The organism is Streptomyces sp. NPDC051987 (assembly GCF_040680735.1).
Taxonomy (GTDB): Bacteria; Actinomycetota; Actinomycetes; order Streptomycetales; family Streptomycetaceae; genus Streptomyces.
In genome coordinates, this window is the sequence record NZ_JBFAXI010000036.1 from 18,766 (window position 1) to 35,728 (window position 16,963).

The following is a 16,963-nucleotide window of genomic DNA, read 5'->3' on the forward strand; positions in this document are numbered from 1 at the left end:
TCGGAAGGAGAAGCATGAGCGCTCAGGACCCGGGGATGGACGTCGGCATCGCGTCACTGGCTGACTTCCAGGCTCGTACAGTCGACGGCCGTACCCGGACCGTCGGCGACCGGCACACCCATCTGATCGACCTCGGAGTGACCGCCGATCGGCTCGGACTGGATCACATCGGCATCGGCGAACACCACAGCGTGGACTTCGCCGTCTCCTCACCGGCCGTGGTGCTGGCCGCCATCGCCGCTCGGACCTCGCGTATCCGGCTCACCAGTTCGGTCAGCACCCTCAGCGCCCTTGATCCCGTGCGACTGTACGAAGACTTCGCCACGCTCGACCTCGTCAGCGCGGGCCGTGCGGAGATCACCGTAGGGCGTAGTGCGCACCCCGAGCCATTCGACCTGTTCGGCGTACCCTTGAGCCATTACGACCAGGTCTTCGCGGAGAAACTGGGACTCCTGCTGCGTATCCGGGGTGAGCCGTGGGTGACCTGGCACGGACGGTTCCGTTCCGCGCTGACCGAGGCCGCCGTCGTACCCAGGGCACGGCAGGATCCCCTGCCGGTGTGGATCGGAGTCGGGGGTACCCCGGCGAGCGCCGAACGCGCGGGACGACTCGGGCTGCCCATGATGCTCGGGTACATCGGCGGCCCTCTGGAGCGCCTGGCCCACCTCTCCGCCATTTATCGTGCGGCGGGCCAAGAGGAGGGGCACGGCGACAGGCTCCGCCTCGGTGTGGGAGTGCACTTCTTCAGTTCCGACGACGCCGCCACCGCCCGCGACACCTACCCGTACTACCGGGACTTCCTGCGGCCCAAGCGGCCTGGAGGAAGTGGCTTCACCGTCTCACCGGAACAGTTCCGGGCGGGCCTGGATCCGGCCGGGCATCTCCTGATCGGCACACCCGAACACATCACCGAGAAGGCGATCGCCCTCTACGAGGTGGTGCGTTTCGACCGCCTGCAGGCCCTGGTGGACTGGGGCGGCCTGCCCACCGACGCGGTCGCCTCGTCCGTCGAGCAACTGGCCACCGCGGTCGCACCCGCGCTGCGCCGGCTCGCTGCTGCGGCAGTCCGGTCCCAGCGTGGTGCGTCCCGAGGCTGATGCCATGCACGGAGCCCGGCGGGCCGGACTCGTTCCCCGCCGGACGGACAACCGTAAGCTGTCGGACCGTGCCACCCACCGACAGCACCTCACCACTCCGGCAGCGTCGAGCCGACGCACAGGCCAACCGTGCCAAGATCCTCACAGCCGCAGCTGAGCTGTACACGACGCGCGGCCTGGACGTTTCGCTCAACGAGATCGCGCGGCGTGCCGCCGTGGGCATCGCCACACTGCAACGCAACTTCGCCGGGCGCGAGGAACTCGTCGCCGCGGTGTTCACGCCCCGGGTCCGCGCATACGCCGACGCCGTCGACCGAGCCCTCGAAGAGCCCGACCCGTGGGTGGGCTTCTGCGGTTGCATCGAGCACGTCGCCGCTCTGCAGTGCGAGGACCAGGGGCTGGCCGTCGTACTGAACACGACGTTCCCGACCTCGGCCGAACTCGAAGCCCACCGGCGCCGTGCCATGCGCGGCTTCACCCGTCTGGTCCGGCGCGCCAAGGAGGCCGGGGCCCTGCGCCCCGACTTCTCCCCGCACGATCTTCCGCTGCTGCTGCTCGCCAACGCCGGCGTCGTCATGGGCAGCGGGTCCAACGCGGACAGGGCGTCCCGCCGGCTGATCGCCTTCGTCCTGCGTGCCTGCGCGGTGACGGACGACAAACCGCTGCCGGCGGGGCCCCCTGCTCGCAGTCTGCTACGCACCCTCGACCCGCCCCTGCCGCCGACTTCCCGTCACCGACGGCACCGCCCCGGCCCGGTGGCCTTCGGCCGGGACGACCCCCGGCCGCCGGCCGGCGACGTGTGATGCCATACCGGAGGCGGGCAAACGCTCCGCCATGAGCCTTGTGCGCCCCTCGGCGGCCGCCAGGTTCTCAGATGCTCTGGGCCCCGGGCAACGGTCCAGCCCCGACCGGCAGGCCGCGGCCGGGGTGTCACATATTGATCATGTGGCCGGACAGGCCGTGGATGGCCTCCTTGACCGACTCGCCGAGCGTGGGGTGCGCGTGTACGTTGCGAGCGACCTCATGGACGGTCAGGTCCCACTGCTGAGCCAGCGTCAGCTCCGGCAGCAGCTCGGCCACTTCCCCGCCGATGAGATGCGCACCCAGCAGCTCGCCGTACCTTCCATCACTGATGATCTTCACGAAGCCCGTCGGGTCACCCAGGCCCTGCGCCTTGCCGTTCGCGGTGAACGGGAACTTCGCCACCCGCACGTCGAAGCCGCGCTCCCGCGCCTGCGCCTCCGTCCACCCGAAGCTCGCGATCTGGGGCTTGCAGAACGTGACACGCGGGATCATGGCGTAGTCGAGTTCCATGGTCTCCGCCCCGCCGATGGTCTCCGCCGCCACGATGCCCATCGACTCGGCGGCATGTGCCAGCATCAGCTTGGCCGTGACATCGCCGATGGCGAAAATGTGGGGGACATTGGTACGCAGTCGGCCGTCCACGTCGATGGCGCCCCGCTCGGTGAGCCGGACCCCTGTGTTCTCCAGACCGTAGCCGGTCACGTTCGGTTGGAAGCCAAGGGCCTGGAGCACCTTGTCGGCTGCCAGAACCTGCTGCTGCCCGCCGCGGGAGACGGTGACCCGTACCTGGTCGGCCTCCTCCGAGACGGCGTCCACTCTGGTGGAGGTCAGCACCTCGATGCCGAGCCGCCGGTACCACCGGGCCAGCTCCGCGGAGATCTCCTCGTCCTCCAGCGGGGCCGGCCTGTCCGCGAACTCCACCATGGTCACGCGGACGCCGTAGTTGTGCAGCACGTACGCGAACTCGACGCCGATCGCACCGGCGCCCGCGATGATGACGCTGTCCGGCAGTTCCTCGGCGAGGATCTGCGCCTCGAAGGTCACCACCCGCTCACTCAGCCGGGTGCCGGGCAGTAGCTTCGCGGTAGCGCCGGTGGCGATGATGCAGTGGTCGAAGGTCACCGTCTGCGTACTGCCGTCGGCGCTCGTCACCCTCAGGGTGTGGGCGTCGGTGAAGTGACCGCGCCCGTCGTACTGCGTGATCTTGTTCTTCCGCATGAGGAAGTTGACGCCCTTGGCCCGGCCGTCGGCGACCCGTCGGCTCCTCCGGAACGCCTCGCCGTAGTCGAACCGCACCTGGCCGTCGACCTCGATGCCGAAGGTCTTGGCCTCCCGCACGAAGATGTGCGCGAGTTCGGCGTTGCGCAGCAGTGCCTTCGCCGGGATGCAGCCCACGTTCAGGCACACCCCGCCCCAGTAACGTTCCTCCACGACCGCGGTACGCAGCCCGAGTTGGGCCGACCGGACCGCGGCCGTGTATCCGCCCGGACCGGCCCCCAGGACGACGACATCGTAATGTGCGGTCATGGTCAGCCGACCCTCCTGCTCGATATGGCCGACGGCACGGAGGGGACGGCGGAGGATGTCGTGTGCTCACCCTGGCCGATGGCGATGCCACTGCGAAGACGGGCGTGGGACTGGCTGCGCATGGAGGTGTTCCCGATCTTGACTACGTGCGATACGGATGGGTCGCGGGGCGAGCGCGGGCCTGGATCGCTCGCCAGCGCGGGTCGTCAGCTGCCGAGGAAGGCGTTCACCTCTTCGGCGAACTGGGCCGGGTACTGGAAGAGGAATCCGTGACCGGCGTCCGGGTAGATGCTCAGCTTCGCGTTGGGCAGGTGTTCGGCCAGCAGATAGGTGTTCTTGGTGGGGACCATCTCATCGTTGTCGCCGTTGGCCACCAGAACCGGCTGCTGAATGGACTCCAGACGCTGCAGGCGCGAGTCGTCCCGCACACCCCACGCGGAGATGGCGGTCAGCTGCGCCTCACGAACGGCCAGGTCCGTCGCGGTGTCCCGCTCTGCGGTGCGCAGACCCAGGCGCTTGAGGAACTCCACGCCCTTGGCCTGGCTGGACGCGCTCTTCTCGAAGAAGAGGGTGAGCAGATTCCCGGCGGAGGGGGCGTCGTCGAAGGCCGCCTCGCGAATGGCGCCCGCCGTGTACTGATGGATGTCTTGGCCGCCCCGGGGTGCCGTACCGGCCAGGACCAGCCGGCGTACCTGCCACGGGCGGAAGAGGGTGATCTCCTGGGCGATGAAACCGCCGAGGGAGAAGCCGAGCAGGTCGAAGCGGCGCAGCTTGATGGCGTCCAGGAAGGCGATCGCGTTGTACGCCATTTCCTCGACGGTGTTCGGAGTGGTCCCGGTGGAGCCGCCGACGCCGGCGAGATCCACCAGGATGACCTCCCTCTCGGTGGCGAGCGCATCGACGAGCTCGGGATCCCAGTTGTCGAGGTTGGCGCGGAAGTGCACCAGGCAGACCACTGGCAGATCGCTCGCGTTGGGGCGGCCGAAGCGACGGTAGCGGTAGGTGACGCCGTCGGCGGCCTCGACATGGAGGTTGGGCGTCGTGATCTGGCTGTGGGTGGATTCGGTGGTCATGGCAGGCGCCTTTCAGCATTGATGAGCGGAACAGGGAGGACAGGCGGGAGCGTGCGGGCCGCGGACCGACGTGCGGGCAGTCCGGCGCGTGTCCGGTGGTTGGCGGGCCTCCGCGTGCCGTCCCAGGGCATGCGGCCCTACGACGTAGCGGAGCAGGGGCCCGGACTAGTCGCGGGGACCGAGGCGCTCGCCCATGTTCAGTTCCAGGTCGTAGATGACCTCCGGGCTCGCCTTCGCCGACAGCTGCAGGCGCTGCTGGACGAAGTCCCGGGCGAGCAGCCCGGCGAAGCGCTGGTGGGTGGCCGCCAGATCGTCGGGGCTGTGCAGCGGGGCCTCCTCGTTGATGATCTCCTTGACCGCGCGCAGGGCGTCGGTGTCGAAGGAGGCGATCCGCCGCGCGAAACGGTCGACGACCGCGTCCAGTTCGGCGTCAGGGACGGCACGGTTGACCCAGCCGTACAGTGCGGCCGTGTCGGCGTCGTAGTCCTCACCGGAGGTGATGATCTCCAGGGCCCGTGACCGCCCGGTGAGCTGCACCAGGCGCTGGATGCCACCGCAGCCGGGGATGATCCCCGTACCGATCTCCAGCTGGCTGAGCACAGCCTTCTCCTGGCTGGCGAACCGCACGTCGAGCGTGGTCAGGAACTCGTTGCCGATGCCACGCGCACGGCCTCGCAGAGAGCCCACCGTGATGAAGCGGGCGTTGCCGAGACGGCCGATGATGTCGAACCAGGCCGGCATCCCCTCCCCGAACTCCGCGACCCTGCCCAGGTTCAGGTGTGCCATGAAGAAGTCAGGAACAGCGCTGTCGAAGACGACCACCTTGACGTCGGGGTCCGTCTCCAGCTGGTCGACGATCTTCGCGAGGGCGGACTCCACCTCGGGCTCGTAGAGGTTGAGGGGAGGATTGTCGAAGGTGACCTTCCAGTACCCAGGGCTCTGCTGTTCGGCACGCACAGGGGCATGCGTGGAGGCGGTTGCGGTGTTCGGCATGGAGAAATCCCGGTTCGTAGGGTGCACGCAAGAAGTGGCACACCGGCCCCGTCTGAGAAGACCGGTCGACTGACCACGACACTATGGCCGCCGACATGCCGTGGCCGGTGCAGGACGCCAACGGTGCCCGATCGGGCACACTTCACTCACACACGGATCGTGAACCAACGTGTGGTGTCATGTGTTCCCCGGGGGCCGCCCACGGCAGCTCATCCGCTGGGGCGACACCGGCCGACGCGTCAGTCATTCTTCGCCCACCGTCAGTCGTTCGACGGAAGCGGGCAGCCTTTTTCCACGGTGAACTGTCCTCACATGCCGTCGAACACGGCGCGGACCGCCGCACCCTCACCCGGTCGCTCCGCCCGTTCGCTCGACTGTCACAAGCCGAACCGACGTGCCGGCCACATCCGCCACAGAGCGGGTCTCGCACTTCTCTGCCCCTGCGCCCGAAACAGGACCTCACCGTGACACCTGATGCGCTGACAGCCCCTTTTGCCGGTACGGCTGAATCCGCGGGCCACCGGATCCGCACCCGTTCGGGCCGGATGACCGTCACCCGGCGAGCCGAAGCGGCGGATCTCGCGGCGGTGAACGCCATGCACGGCCGCTGTTCCCCTCAGACGCTCTTCAGCCGCTACCAGACCGGGCGTTTCGCCCTGCGCGAGCACGAGTGGGCCCGCCTCACCCGACAGGGTATGAGCTGGGTGACGAGCCCCGTGAACCGTCCCGACGTGATCGTCGCCATCACCCACCTCTTGCAGACCGGCGTCGACGGCCGCGGTGAGCTCGCCTTACTCGTGGAGGACGGCTGGCAGGACGTAGGCCTCGGCACAGCGCTGGCGCGCTGGGCGCTGTCGCGGGCGCCGTTGTTCGGAGTCCGGCAAGCGGTGGTCGTGACGACGCGTGACAACCGCCGCATGACTGCCATCTGCAGCTCGCTCAGCGCACACGTCGAGCCGGCGGAAGCCCTGGACGCCACGCAGGACGGCGACAACGTCGTCCACTTCGTGTTGGTCGTGCCCGGAGGCCACGCCTCGTGTGTGCGCGGCACACGTGGCGATGCTCCGGCCTGACGCCGCACATCCGATGCGTCACGTGCGTGTGCGCCACGCGCACGGGCGGTGGCGCACGCACCAGGGCCGTCGCGGAGGTCATTGCGGCGGCGAGGTCCGTACTCCCTGCACGCGGGTGATCAGGTACTGGAGCGGTGCTTCGGCGTACGGGCCGTCACCGGCGATCAGACGGGCCGCATGCCGACCGATATCCTCGGCACTGAACCATCCGGGGTTGTCCGCTCCGATGGCCGCCCGTGGACGCGTGCAATTGGGACCGATGACGAGTTCGTGGACCCTCGGGCCCGAGCCGTCCAACTCGGCGCTGAGGGAGCGCACCAGGGACTTCTTCGCCGCGTTGGTGGCTTTGACGAGCGCGGAGAACGGATAAGGGATCTCGGGGCTGCAGCCACTGAGATGCACCAACGCTCCGTCCTTCTTCAGCAACGGGGTATGAGTGCGCAGCGCGTGGAAGTGACTCGTCAGGTTGGCGGCGATCATCCGCTCCCACTCCCCCGACGACGTATCCAGAATCCCCGTGCGTTCCGGGCTCCCCCAGTCGCCGATCGTGATCACGACGCCGTCCAGGGGCCCGAAGACCGCCAACCGGTCCCGCACGCCCGAGCCATCGCGTCACCGACGTCCATCACCTCGGTCACCAGGGCGCCAGGACCGGTGTCCCCGACGTATGCGGCAAGGCGGGCCAGCCGCTCCTCGTCGCGGCCCGCGGCCGCCACCCTCGCACCATGACAGAGCAGGGCCCGTGTCACACCTTCGCCGATCCCGCCGGTGGCTCCGGCCACCAGGACGGTGCGGCCCACCAAGACCCGCTCTTCAGAGGTCTCGCTCATCGGACACGCTCTCCTCTCCGCGATGGACGTAACCGGGAAAAGGTTCGCCCGCGTTCACGACTCACCGGCTTGGATCCACCTCGCGACAGATCGACAACGGCATGCGCGCGCTGTTGCTCAGCAGGTGTCCGGCGGTGGCGAACAGCCGGGTGCCCCTGTCCGGCACCGCGTGGACGCCGCGCTGACCTGGGGAGGCCCCCGGCTGGCCGACGTGATCAGCGAACTGCTGATCGAGGAACCGTTCTCCGGACCGGTGAGGCTGTCGCGTGGACAGTCGTGCCGCGGTACGACCGAAACGGCGTCCGCCAGGGGGCCGGGCGGGGGCGGAGTGTCCCCCACCCGGCAGTACCAGGACTCAGGCGGACAGGAAGCGGTTGACCTCGTGGGCGAAGTCGTCGGGGTGCTGGAAGAGGAAGCCGTGCCCGGCGTCGCTGTAGAGGATCACCTTCGCGTCGGGGAGCTTCTGCGACATCATGTAGGTGGCGTAGGCGTGGATCATGACGTCGTGGGCGCCGTTGGCGACCAAGACCGGCAGGGTCAGTTCCTCCTGCCGGTGCCAGTAGCCCTTGAACGAGCTGATGGCACCCAACTGGCCACGCACCGCCTCGGGGCCGACGACCGCCTGGGAGTCCTTCAGCCGGTGCTCCAGGCGCTCCAGGGACGCCCGGCCCGCGGCGGTCGCCTCCTCGGTCTCGGGGAAGAACAGGGAGAGGAAGTCCTCGGCAGCGTTGACCGGCTTGGCCATGATCTGCTGGGTGCGGGCCGAGGGCGGCGGCAGGTCCGGTACACCGCCGGCCGAACTGCCCGCCACCACCAGGTGACGGACGATCTCCGGAGCCGCCAGCGCCACCCCCTGGGCGACCATGCCGCCCATGGACCAGCCCAGCACGTCGATGTCCGTCAGACCGAGCGCGTGGATGAAGGCCAGGGAGCCCTCCACCATGTCCTCGATGGAGGCGGGCGGGTTGCCGGTGGACAGGCTGACGCCCCGGTTGTCGAAGACGATGATTTCGCGTTCGGCAGCCAGCGGCTCAAGGAAGGCGGGGTCCCAGTGGTCGATGGTGCCACGGAACCGCATGTGCATCAGCAGCGGACGGCCGCCCGCCCGGCCGAACCTGCGGTACGCGAAACGCTCCCCCAGCGGCCCCTCGACGTAACGGGTCTCGGCCGCATCGGCCACATAAGCAGACATGCAACGACTCCAGTTCGTGAAAGACGGTGCCCCGTTCCAGGGGTACCGGTGAGATTGCGGCGGGGCGGACGTACGTACGCCGCCGTCAGATGCCGATGACCATGCGGAACCGCGCCTCGCCGCGCAGCATCCGGTCGTAGGCCGCCTGCACGTCGGTCAGCGACGCCTGCTCCACCATCGGTGCCACGTCATGCGCCTGGGCGAAGGCCAGGTTCTGCTCGTTCTCCGCCGAGGTTCCGGTGAGGGAGCCGGACACCTGCACCGCGTCGAAGATCAGTTGACGCGGCGCGACACGGACCGGCTCCGGCGACACCCCCACCAGGACCAGCCGGCCCCGGCGGGCCAGGCCACCCAGCAGCGGGCTCACGTCCCCGCCTGCCGCCGTGCCCAGCACCATCCGGGCACCCCCGAGCTTGGTCAGCTGCTCGGCGGCGTCCGTCGCCCTGCTGTCGAGGTAGTGGTGCGCGCCCAGCCCGAGAGCCAGTTCCTCCTTGTCGGCCCCGCGCGCGATCGCGACCACCCGCAGTGCCAGCGCACGCGCGTACTGCAGGGCCAGGTGCCCAAGACCGCCGATGCCCTGCACGGCCACCAGGTCACCGGCCACCAGACCGCCTGACTGCCGTACGTTGTCGACCAGGGCGTTGTACACGGTGAACCCGGCGCACAGCAGCGGCGCCACCCGGGTGGCGCTCATCTCCTCCGGCACGGCCACCAGGCCGGTCTGCCGGGCGTACATGTACTCGGCGTAGCCGCCGTCGACATGCACACCCGTGTAGGGCTGGTCGGTGCAGCCGACGAAGTCACCCAGTCGGCATGCCGCGCACACCCCGCAGTGCCCGCCCAGGAAGCCCACACCCACCCGGTCGCCCACGCTCCACCCCGTGACGCCCTCACCGAGAGCGTCGACGCGGCCGACGGCTTCATGCCCGGGAACCCGCCCGGTCTCCCCCTCGTCATGCGGATGCACGACGATCGAGTCACTGTGGCAGATGCCGCACGCTTCCACCCGGATACGCACCTGCCCCGGACCCGGCGGGACCAGCTCCCGCTCAGTGAGACGAAGGCTCCCGTCCGGGGCGACCTCGACTGCGCGATACGTGGTCATGAGCAACTCCGTGTGAGGGAAGACTAAATGTGTGCGGGAAGCGCATGGTCCGTGTGTGTCCCACCCGGCCATCGGTCCCAGCATCGCGAGCGGTAGTGGAATCTTTGTGGCCACACTCTTGACCGCAGGTCGGCACTCATACCGAAGGACAGCTCGCCGTAGGGGGTGACTTGACTTTCCCAAGACGACCGGACACATTCATGGCGTGCGCGACCAGGACCAGACCGCGAGACCGTCCGGAGCGGTGAGCGGCCCACGACGAAGAGGGGATGAGAGATGTCCAGTGGCACGTCGACGTGTCTCGCCCCACCGGTCCCCTCTGTTCCGGCCGCAGCCGGCCGAACCTCCTGGCGGAGGGCATACGCCGCACCGCCGGCGGGGGCCCGGTCTCAGGGACGCGGGGCACACCTCAGGTGACAGCTTCGCCACGCTCACCGACACCGGTCACACCGTGACAGTCGTAAGGACGCCCCTCCCACGACTGTCGTCGAAGCAGTGACCGGTGACATGGGAGCAGGTTCGTCGCGGGCGTACCCCTGACGGTGCCTCACGGCACCGACGTCGCTCGGCCGACCGCGACCGCCGCTCAGTCACTGCTTCGCGGACGCGCCAGCCGTACCGCTACGTACCGCCGAGGAGCGGAGAACATGCCACAGATCAGTGTCCGGGAACGACTGGTCGACAATGCTGAGGACGTCTTCCGCCGCAAGGGGTTCAGTGGTGCGAGCATCCAGGATGTCACCGAGGCGGCAGGCGTGCCGAAGGGGTCCTTCTACAACCATTTCCGCAGCAAGCAGGACCTCGCCGTCGTGATCGTCCTGCGCTACGCGCGGGCCACCGACTACTCGGTGCTTGAAGGTCAGGGCCCTGCTCTGGAGCGCCTGCAAAGACACCTGACCGCGCAGGTCGAGCGTATCCGCAGCTCCGGGATCGAGTTCGGATGTCTGCTCGGCACCTTGGCCAGTGATGGCGTCAATGCCGGCGAGAAAGTCCGTGAGGCGGTTCGGGAGGCCCTGGACAGCTGGACCGATGCCATGACCGCCACCATCGTGGACGGTCAGGCGTCCGGCGAGATCACCACGGCCTGGCCCGCCGCCGCCTTGGCCGCCTTCTTGCTCGACCTCTTCGAAGGTGTCACGCTACGGGCCAGGACCGCGGCTGATCACGCGCACTTGGCCGAGGAGATGAGCATCGCCCTCGAGGCTCTGCGCCCCTGACGGTCGAGAGGGCGCCGGTACGCCCCTCGGGCACGGTACGGCGCACACGGAGAGAGAACAGCGTGGGGCTGATCATGCCACTCGCAGAAGGAATGCCGGGGTCAAGCCTTGATGGCGTTGAGGGCAAGGTTCAGGGAGCGCATTGCGGCGGCCTCGTCCTGTGTCGCCTTGCCGCGCAGGCCCGCGCCCTCGAAAGCGTCGATCAGGAAAGCAGCGAGGTCGCTCGCGGGCTCCTCTGAGGTGATCTCACCCGACCGCTGCCCCTCCTCGATCACCGGGGCCAGTACGCCGATCCACGCGGCGATGCTGCGGCGAACGACCGTCCCGACCTCGTCACCGACCACAGGTCCCTCGCTCGCCATGGTCATCAGCAGGCATCCGTACTCGACACCGGTGGAGTTGGTACGCGAGGCCTGTGCGGTGAAGTGCGCGCGCAACCGCTCCATCGCCGAGACACCCTCGGTGCCGAGCATGCTCACATCCGTCCCGCGGCTGTAGCGGCGGACTATCTCGGCGGCGAGTTCTTCCTTGCTCTTGAAGTGGTTGTAGAAGGAGCCCTTCGGCACATTCGCCGCATTGGTGATGTCCGCGACGCTGGCGCCATTGAAGCCCTGACGACGGAACACGGTCTCCGCGTGTTCGACCAGCTTTCCCCTGACGCTCACCTGAGGCATACGTTCAATATGGCCGGTCTGCTTGAGATTGTCAAAAGTCCATGAACTGCAGATTTCCGTCCGATCCGACGGGTACCGCCGCTGTGATCTTGGCGCACGGGCACGGGTCGGCGCATGCCGATCCGGCATGAGGCGATGACGCATCCGTCTTGGACGGCTCGCTGCGCTCTCTGCTCGAATGCCACCCGAACCGAACGGAAGCGAGGAGAGCAGTGACTTCCCTGTCCGGCAACATCACATCCCCCGTCCTGACAGACCCCGACACCCAGCAGGCGGTACGGTTCCTCGGCGGTCTCGTACGGATGCGGGCGCGGGCCGCCGATACCGCGGGCGCCTACGCGCTGCTGGAGCACACCGGTGAACGCGGCTACATGTCGCCGCTTCACCTGCACGAGTCCGACGAGGAAACATTTCTCATCCTGGACGGCACTGTGCGGGTGGAGGTCGGCAACGAGATACGAAGCGTAGGGGCGGGCGGACTCGCGCTGCTGCCGCGCGGACTGGCGCACGGTTTCGTCGTGACCTCCCCGACGGCCCGCTTTCTGACGCTGCACACTCCGGGGGGAGGTTTCGACGCGTTCGTGGCGGACGTGGGCGTACCGTTCGAGGGCACCGTGCCCACGGAGGCCGGCCCGGGCCCCGGCCCGGAGGAACTGACCCGGCTCGCCGCCGCACACGGCATCCAGATCGTCGGGCCGCCACTGCTGCCCTGACCCGGCATCGCCAGGAGGCCACGGCCGCCGTTGACTTCTAAGATGACCAGTCATATTGTTCAGTTGGAGGTGGAGCCGCCTTCCCGCCGTACGTCCCACACCGCCAAGCCCCGGCCGCAGCGGTCGCAGAGAGGAAGAACGCCGTGTTCGAACGCATCCTGGTGGCCATCGATCCCAGTGCCGCCCGGAAGACGGCGCTCCTGATGGCCGGCGAGTTGGCCCGCTCGGCGAACGCCGCAGTCCACGTGCTTCACGTCGTGACGTCCATGGTCGCAGGCGACACCGTCGTGAAACTGGAGGAAGAAGACCAGGGCGAGGCGATTCTGGAGGAGGCTCTGACCACACTCCGCAGCCTTGGTCTGGAGGCAGAAGGGCACCTGGCCCACAGCCTGACGAACCAGGTGCCCTCCGTCATCTCCGCTGCGGCGGAGGACTTCAAGGCAGACCTGCTGGTCGTCAGCCCCCACCACCGTGGCGCGATCGCGGCCTTCTTCAACCCGCGGGTCAGTGACGCGGTCGCGCACACCAACGGAATCGCCGTTCTGCTGGCTCCCGAAGTGACGCTTCCCAACCAGTAGCACCAAACGGTTCCCGTCTCTGCGTCACAGCAGATGCCGGGGCCGCCCGAGTCCGCTGCCGACGGGCTCAGGCGGCCCCGGTGGGGGCCGCAGGCATCGACGCAGAGGGCACCGGGTGCATGACTGACAGACTCGACCGCAGCAACGACGCGCGGACGCCGCTCTCGGAGCTGCGCACCAGCCTCCACCTCCTGTCGGCGCCGCCAGAAGCCAGCACAGTCGAATGTGCGTTCCGGTACGGCGCCGACGATCCACTCGCCGTGCACCTTGAGCTTCGCGTGTCCGGGGGCACCCCCGTCACCTGGGTGGTGGGGCGCGATGTCCTCAGCGCCGGCGTCAAAGGCCTCAGCGGAGACGGCGACTTCAAGGTCTGGCCCTCACGCGCACGGTCCGCCACTCCCCTGCTGTACCTGAGACTGGAGCGCCCGCGGGGAAGGGCAACCTTCGCGGCCGACCTGACCGAAGTGCACCGGTGGCTGGAACACACCTATGAACTCGTGCCCGCCGGTGAGGAGGACGCCCTGCTGGACTGGGACACCCTCACCAGGGTCCCCCTTCCGCCCGCCTGACGAGGTGCGCCGGTCCCGGACCCGCCACGTGTCACCCGCGGTCGCAGTCGCATGTCTTCCTCCCGCTCGTCACATGTGGGCATTCCTGAGTACCATGCCCAGGTCATCCACATGCAAGGGAGTGAAGGCTGTGCCCACCAAGTCAGCCGCCGCCACGGTTCGGTCGCGATACATGGAGCAGGCCGCGTCCGACCTGGAGGACAACCACCGGCAGCAGAAAGAGCTGCAGCGTCAGCTCGACGCCCTGCGCCAGGAGGAGAAGCTCCTCCTGGACATCCTCAACCTCGCGGAGCACTCCACCACTGTGCCGGAGCAGGCTCGGGCCACTGAGCCGGAGAAGGCACCGAGCACGGACGCCAAGGAGAAGTCCACGTCGCATCCGCGCGCGGCCAGAGCCGCCGTGCGTGGGTCATCGCGCAAGGACAAGGCACCCCGGGGACGTGCCGCGCGGCGCCCTCTCCTCGGGGACCTTCTGCTGGACCTGGTCAAGAAGCACGACAGGCCGCGCCTGGCACAGGAGCTGCGCGAAGAGCTGATCAAGGCACATCCCGATCGGGTCCCCACCCCCCAGGTCGTGCGCAACACTCTGGAGGGACTCGTCGCAAAGGGCCTCGTCCAGCGCCACAAGCAGGACCGGTCGGTCATGTACACCCCGATCACACCGGCCGGTGCCGTTCCGGGCGAGCACTGACCCCGGCCGGACAGAAACCTGCAGAGCGGCCGAGGCGCACCTTCGTCGTCGGCCGCCGACCAGTCTCGCTTCTTGCCGGTCCTGCCCGTACGGCGCAAAGACTCGGCACGCCCGGAGGGCAGACACGCGCCCGCTCCCAAACCGTGACCGTGGGGCATCGTCCGCGCTCCACCGCCCGCAAGAGCCGCGTACAGTCAAATGGCTGATGGCCGGCGCCCGGGACGGCGTCAAACTCGACGTGGTCCATGTGCTCACCGCTTACCCCTGAGCACTTCACCGGCGCAGGAGCCCACATGTACATAGAGACGCCGAACCGCAAGGTCGGAGCGGCCCACGGCATCACCTATGCCTACCGCCGGTGCGGTCCCAGAAACGCACAGCCTCCGCTGCTTCTTCTCCAGCACTTCCGCGGCACGCTGGACAGCTGGGATCCCGCTCTGGTGGACGCGCTGGCGACGGAACGCGATGTCATCGCCTTCGACAACGCCGGCGTCGGGCTGAGCAACGGCAGCACTCCCCGGACCATCCGGAACACCGCCCTCGACACCATGGATTTCCTCCAGGCCCTCGGAGTGCGGCACATGGACGTGCTCGGGTTCTCCATGGGCGGCTACACAGCCCAGGAGCTGGCCCTGGTCCAGCCGACCGCCGTCCGTCGGCTCGTCCTCGCGGCCACCGCCCCACGCGGCGCCCCGGGCATCCACGGACTGCGGGACGACGTCCTCGCCCACGTCAACTTCGACCAGCTGCGGGCCCAGGACTACCTGTACACCTTCTTCAACCACACCGAGTCCAGTCAGCGCAGCGGCTTGGAACTCCTCGGACGCTCCATGGAGCGGGAGCACGACCGGGATCTGCCGGTGAGCGCGGACGCCCGGGAAGCCCAGTACGAGGCCATACTCGAATGGGGCGTGCCCGATCAGGACGCGCTGCGCAGACTCGACGCGATCGAGCAGCCTACACTCGTCGCGGGCGGCGACAACGACCTGGTCATCCCGCCCCCCGCACTCCAGCTGCTCGGAAGCTCACTGCCCAACGCCCGCGTGCATACATACCCGGACTCCGGACACGGCTTCCTGTTCCAGCACCACGAAGAGTTCGCGCGGGAGATCCTGGATTTCCTGCGCTGAGGGCATCTCGCACCCGTGTGGCGACGCCAGGACCCCACACAAAAGGGACGCGGGCCTGCCCACAGACGTCTATATACGTATGCGGTAACTTGACGAACCCGCCAAGCACATGTCTCATGACGTGTGCGTCGTCTCTACGTATCAGTGTCATACGTGTGCCACCGTGACGGTCGGTTGGGATTTCGGGGACGACGGGTTCTCCTGAGGAGCTGGACATGACATCACTCGAAAATGCAGTGGTCCTTGTCACCGGCGGCGGCCGCGGACTGGGACGCTCGCTGGTCGAAGAGGTGCTGGCGCGTGGCGCGGCCAAGGTGTACGCCACGGCACGGGACCCTCGCTCGGTGACCAACCCGGACGTAGTGCCGCTGGCGTTGGAGGTCACCGATCCCGCGTCGGTGGCCGCAGCAGCCCAGCAGGCGCGGGACGTCACCGTACTCATCAACAACGCGGGCGTCTCGGTGCAGGCGTCGTTCCTCACCTCGCCGATCGAGGACATCCGGCGCGAGTTCGAGACGAACTTCTACGGCCCCTTGCAGGTCACCCGTGCCTTCGTTCCGGTCATCGAGGCCAACGGCGGCGGCCACGTTCTCAACGTCCATTCCGTCCTCTCCTGGATCGGTGTCGCCGGTTCCTACAGTGCGTCCAAGGCGGCCCTGTGGTCACAGACGAACTCCCTGCGGCTGGAGCTGAAACCGCGCGGCATCGATGTGACGGGTCTGCACGTCGGTTACGTCGACACCGACATGGCAGCAGGCGTCGACGCGGCGAAGTCCAGCCCGAAGGATGTCGCCGCGCTCGCCATCGACGGGGTCGAGTCCGGAGCGTACGAGGTGCTCGCCGACGACCTGTCCCGGCGCGTCAAGGCGGGGCTGGCCGCGGACATCGAGACCCTTTACCCGCAACTCGTGAAGTGACGCCCGCGGGCCGCCGGGCCCACAGGTGCGTTCGCTGACGCATCAGCAAAGGGTAATCCGCCTGATATGGCAGGTGGATTACCGGAGCAGCAGCCGCCGAGTGCGGCAAAACCTCAGTGTCCGCCGAGGTGCTGAGCTACTTCGCCGCCCCCACCGTTCGGCCCTCCTCCCGCCTCATCAACCCGCCCAGTAAGGCATCCGCCATGCTCGACATCATCCGTCCCGGCGACTCGCGCCATGCGGCTCTGCGGCACATCTACACCGCTACCGGTGCTCCGGCGGCGGTGGTGCGACCGCAGTCGAAGGGCGCGCTGCTGGCGCACCTCCAGCGGCGCGATCCACGCCTCCGGCAGGAGGTCCGCACGCAGCAGCCAGCCCAGCGTGGCGGCGTCGACCTTGTCGTACTTGAGCCTGGCGGAGGCGATGGCCTTGCACTGCAGTGGATGCACCCATGCAGCTGATAGCCGTAGTCCTCCAGCAGCAACTATCAGCGTCCACGCCGCCCAGACGCCGCTGGCGCTTTTTGGCCAGCTGCGGTTCGAACGATCCGGCCCTGTCCCGCGGCACCGCGATCTCGACCGGCCCCGACTCGGTGATCACCGTCTTGGACCGGTGCCCGTTGCGGTAGTTCTCCCGGCCGCCCTCGGCCCGCTCACCGGGCTCGTGCCCCAGATGATCAGTGAGCTCACCCTCCAGCGCGGACTCCAGCACCCGCTTGGAAGCTGATCGGAAAATCGATGTCCGGGAGGGCAGGCGGCAGCATCCGGGCCGCTTGCGGAC

19 protein-coding genes and 1 pseudogene are annotated in these 16,963 nt (G+C 68.3%); 11 read left to right on the forward strand and 9 right to left on the reverse strand.

Going from position 1 to position 16,963, the window contains the following annotated elements:
• The first annotated feature begins 14 nt into the window (after nucleotides 1-14).
• Nucleotides 15-1,097 carry an LLM class flavin-dependent oxidoreductase gene (locus AB0M11_RS20675; protein ID WP_365707448.1) on the forward strand — a complete coding sequence of 361 codons (1,083 nt, stop codon included), beginning with the start codon at nucleotides 15-17 and terminating at the stop codon, nucleotides 1,095-1,097.
• Nucleotides 1,098-1,165: 68 nt separating this feature from the next.
• Nucleotides 1,166-1,900 (forward strand): TetR/AcrR family transcriptional regulator, encoded by a 735-nt coding sequence (locus AB0M11_RS20680; RefSeq protein ID WP_365707450.1) that lies wholly within the window; start codon nucleotides 1,166-1,168, stop codon nucleotides 1,898-1,900.
• 127 nt (nucleotides 1,901-2,027) lie between these two features.
• Here the strand turns inward: AB0M11_RS20680 and lpdA are convergent, their stop codons facing one another.
• The 3 genes from lpdA to AB0M11_RS20695 all read right to left on the reverse strand — a co-directional run bounded on the left by lpdA (nucleotide 2,028) and on the right by AB0M11_RS20695 (nucleotide 5,494).
• Nucleotides 2,028-3,428, reverse strand: coding sequence for a dihydrolipoyl dehydrogenase (lpdA, locus tag AB0M11_RS20685; RefSeq protein ID WP_365707452.1), 1,401 nt, complete (start codon nucleotides 3,426-3,428; stop codon nucleotides 2,028-2,030).
• Nucleotides 3,429-3,634: 206 nt separating this feature from the next.
• The gene (locus AB0M11_RS20690) at nucleotides 3,635-4,501 is read right to left on the reverse strand and encodes an alpha/beta hydrolase (protein WP_365707454.1); all 867 of its coding nucleotides are present in this window, start codon (nucleotides 4,499-4,501) and stop codon (nucleotides 3,635-3,637) included.
• Nucleotides 4,502-4,666: 165 nt separating this feature from the next.
• Nucleotides 4,667-5,494, reverse strand: coding sequence for an enoyl-CoA hydratase/isomerase family protein (locus tag AB0M11_RS20695; RefSeq protein WP_365707456.1), 828 nt, complete (start codon nucleotides 5,492-5,494; stop codon nucleotides 4,667-4,669).
• Between the two features lie 464 nt (nucleotides 5,495-5,958).
• On the opposite strand from AB0M11_RS20695, the gene AB0M11_RS20700 reads away from it, so the two are divergent.
• Nucleotides 5,959-6,567 carry a GCN5 family acetyltransferase gene (locus AB0M11_RS20700; protein ID WP_365707458.1) on the forward strand — a complete coding sequence of 203 codons (609 nt, stop codon included), beginning with the start codon at nucleotides 5,959-5,961 and terminating at the stop codon, nucleotides 6,565-6,567.
• 78 nt (nucleotides 6,568-6,645) lie between these two features.
• On the opposite strand, the gene AB0M11_RS20705 is transcribed toward AB0M11_RS20700, so the two are convergent.
• From AB0M11_RS20705 to AB0M11_RS20720, 4 genes are all read right to left on the reverse strand, one after another.
• Nucleotides 6,646-7,122, reverse strand: coding sequence for an SDR family oxidoreductase (locus AB0M11_RS20705; RefSeq protein ID WP_365707460.1), 477 nt, complete (start codon nucleotides 7,120-7,122; stop codon nucleotides 6,646-6,648).
• Entirely contained in the window at nucleotides 7,119-7,397 is a 279-nt protein-coding gene (locus AB0M11_RS20710; protein WP_365707462.1) for an SDR family NAD(P)-dependent oxidoreductase, read from the reverse strand. Before AB0M11_RS20710 ends, AB0M11_RS20705 begins: the two co-directional genes overlap by 4 nt.
• Before the next feature lie 355 nt (nucleotides 7,398-7,752).
• Complete coding sequence (locus AB0M11_RS20715; RefSeq protein ID WP_365707464.1) at nucleotides 7,753-8,589, reverse strand: alpha/beta hydrolase; 837 nt, start codon at nucleotides 8,587-8,589, stop codon at nucleotides 7,753-7,755.
• An 85-nt stretch (nucleotides 8,590-8,674) separates the two neighbouring features.
• Nucleotides 8,675-9,694, reverse strand: coding sequence for an alcohol dehydrogenase catalytic domain-containing protein (locus AB0M11_RS20720; protein ID WP_365707466.1), 1,020 nt, complete (start codon nucleotides 9,692-9,694; stop codon nucleotides 8,675-8,677).
• Between the two features lie 647 nt (nucleotides 9,695-10,341).
• Between AB0M11_RS20720 and AB0M11_RS20725 the strand changes: the two genes are divergently transcribed.
• Nucleotides 10,342-10,911, forward strand: a complete 570-nt coding sequence (locus tag AB0M11_RS20725) for a TetR/AcrR family transcriptional regulator (RefSeq protein ID WP_365707468.1) — start codon at nucleotides 10,342-10,344, stop codon at nucleotides 10,909-10,911.
• Between the two features lie 101 nt (nucleotides 10,912-11,012).
• On the opposite strand, the gene AB0M11_RS20730 is transcribed toward AB0M11_RS20725, so the two are convergent.
• Nucleotides 11,013-11,585: a TetR/AcrR family transcriptional regulator gene (locus AB0M11_RS20730; protein ID WP_365707470.1), complete on the reverse strand. Its 573-nt coding sequence runs from the start codon at nucleotides 11,583-11,585 to the stop codon at nucleotides 11,013-11,015.
• A 212-nt stretch (nucleotides 11,586-11,797) separates the two neighbouring features.
• On the opposite strand from AB0M11_RS20730, the gene AB0M11_RS20735 reads away from it, so the two are divergent.
• The 7 genes from AB0M11_RS20735 to AB0M11_RS20765 all read left to right on the forward strand — a co-directional run bounded on the left by AB0M11_RS20735 (nucleotide 11,798) and on the right by AB0M11_RS20765 (nucleotide 16,644).
• Complete coding sequence (locus AB0M11_RS20735; protein WP_365707472.1) at nucleotides 11,798-12,298, forward strand: cupin domain-containing protein; 501 nt, start codon at nucleotides 11,798-11,800, stop codon at nucleotides 12,296-12,298.
• 143 nt (nucleotides 12,299-12,441) lie between these two features.
• Nucleotides 12,442-12,876, forward strand: a complete 435-nt coding sequence (locus tag AB0M11_RS20740; protein WP_365707474.1) for a universal stress protein — start codon at nucleotides 12,442-12,444, stop codon at nucleotides 12,874-12,876.
• A gap of 119 nt (nucleotides 12,877-12,995) precedes the next feature.
• Nucleotides 12,996-13,445 carry an SsgA family sporulation/cell division regulator gene (locus tag AB0M11_RS20745; protein ID WP_365707476.1) on the forward strand — a complete coding sequence of 150 codons (450 nt, stop codon included), beginning with the start codon at nucleotides 12,996-12,998 and terminating at the stop codon, nucleotides 13,443-13,445.
• Between the two features lie 130 nt (nucleotides 13,446-13,575).
• Nucleotides 13,576-14,136 carry a hypothetical protein gene (locus AB0M11_RS20750; protein WP_365707478.1) on the forward strand — a complete coding sequence of 187 codons (561 nt, stop codon included), beginning with the start codon at nucleotides 13,576-13,578 and terminating at the stop codon, nucleotides 14,134-14,136.
• A gap of 293 nt (nucleotides 14,137-14,429) precedes the next feature.
• Nucleotides 14,430-15,266: an alpha/beta hydrolase gene (locus AB0M11_RS20755; RefSeq protein WP_365707480.1), complete on the forward strand. Its 837-nt coding sequence runs from the start codon at nucleotides 14,430-14,432 to the stop codon at nucleotides 15,264-15,266.
• A 215-nt stretch (nucleotides 15,267-15,481) separates the two neighbouring features.
• Nucleotides 15,482-16,183 carry an SDR family oxidoreductase gene (locus AB0M11_RS20760; RefSeq protein ID WP_365707482.1) on the forward strand — a complete coding sequence of 234 codons (702 nt, stop codon included), beginning with the start codon at nucleotides 15,482-15,484 and terminating at the stop codon, nucleotides 16,181-16,183.
• Between the two features lie 203 nt (nucleotides 16,184-16,386).
• The gene (locus AB0M11_RS20765; RefSeq protein ID WP_365707484.1) at nucleotides 16,387-16,644 is read left to right on the forward strand and encodes a hypothetical protein; all 258 of its coding nucleotides are present in this window, start codon (nucleotides 16,387-16,389) and stop codon (nucleotides 16,642-16,644) included.
• Between the two features lie 31 nt (nucleotides 16,645-16,675).
• On the opposite strand, the pseudogene AB0M11_RS20770 reads toward AB0M11_RS20765, so the two are convergent.
• A pseudogene (locus AB0M11_RS20770) lies at nucleotides 16,676-16,918 on the reverse strand (transposase); the annotation flags it as partial.
• Nucleotides 16,919-16,963: the final 45 nt, after the last annotated feature.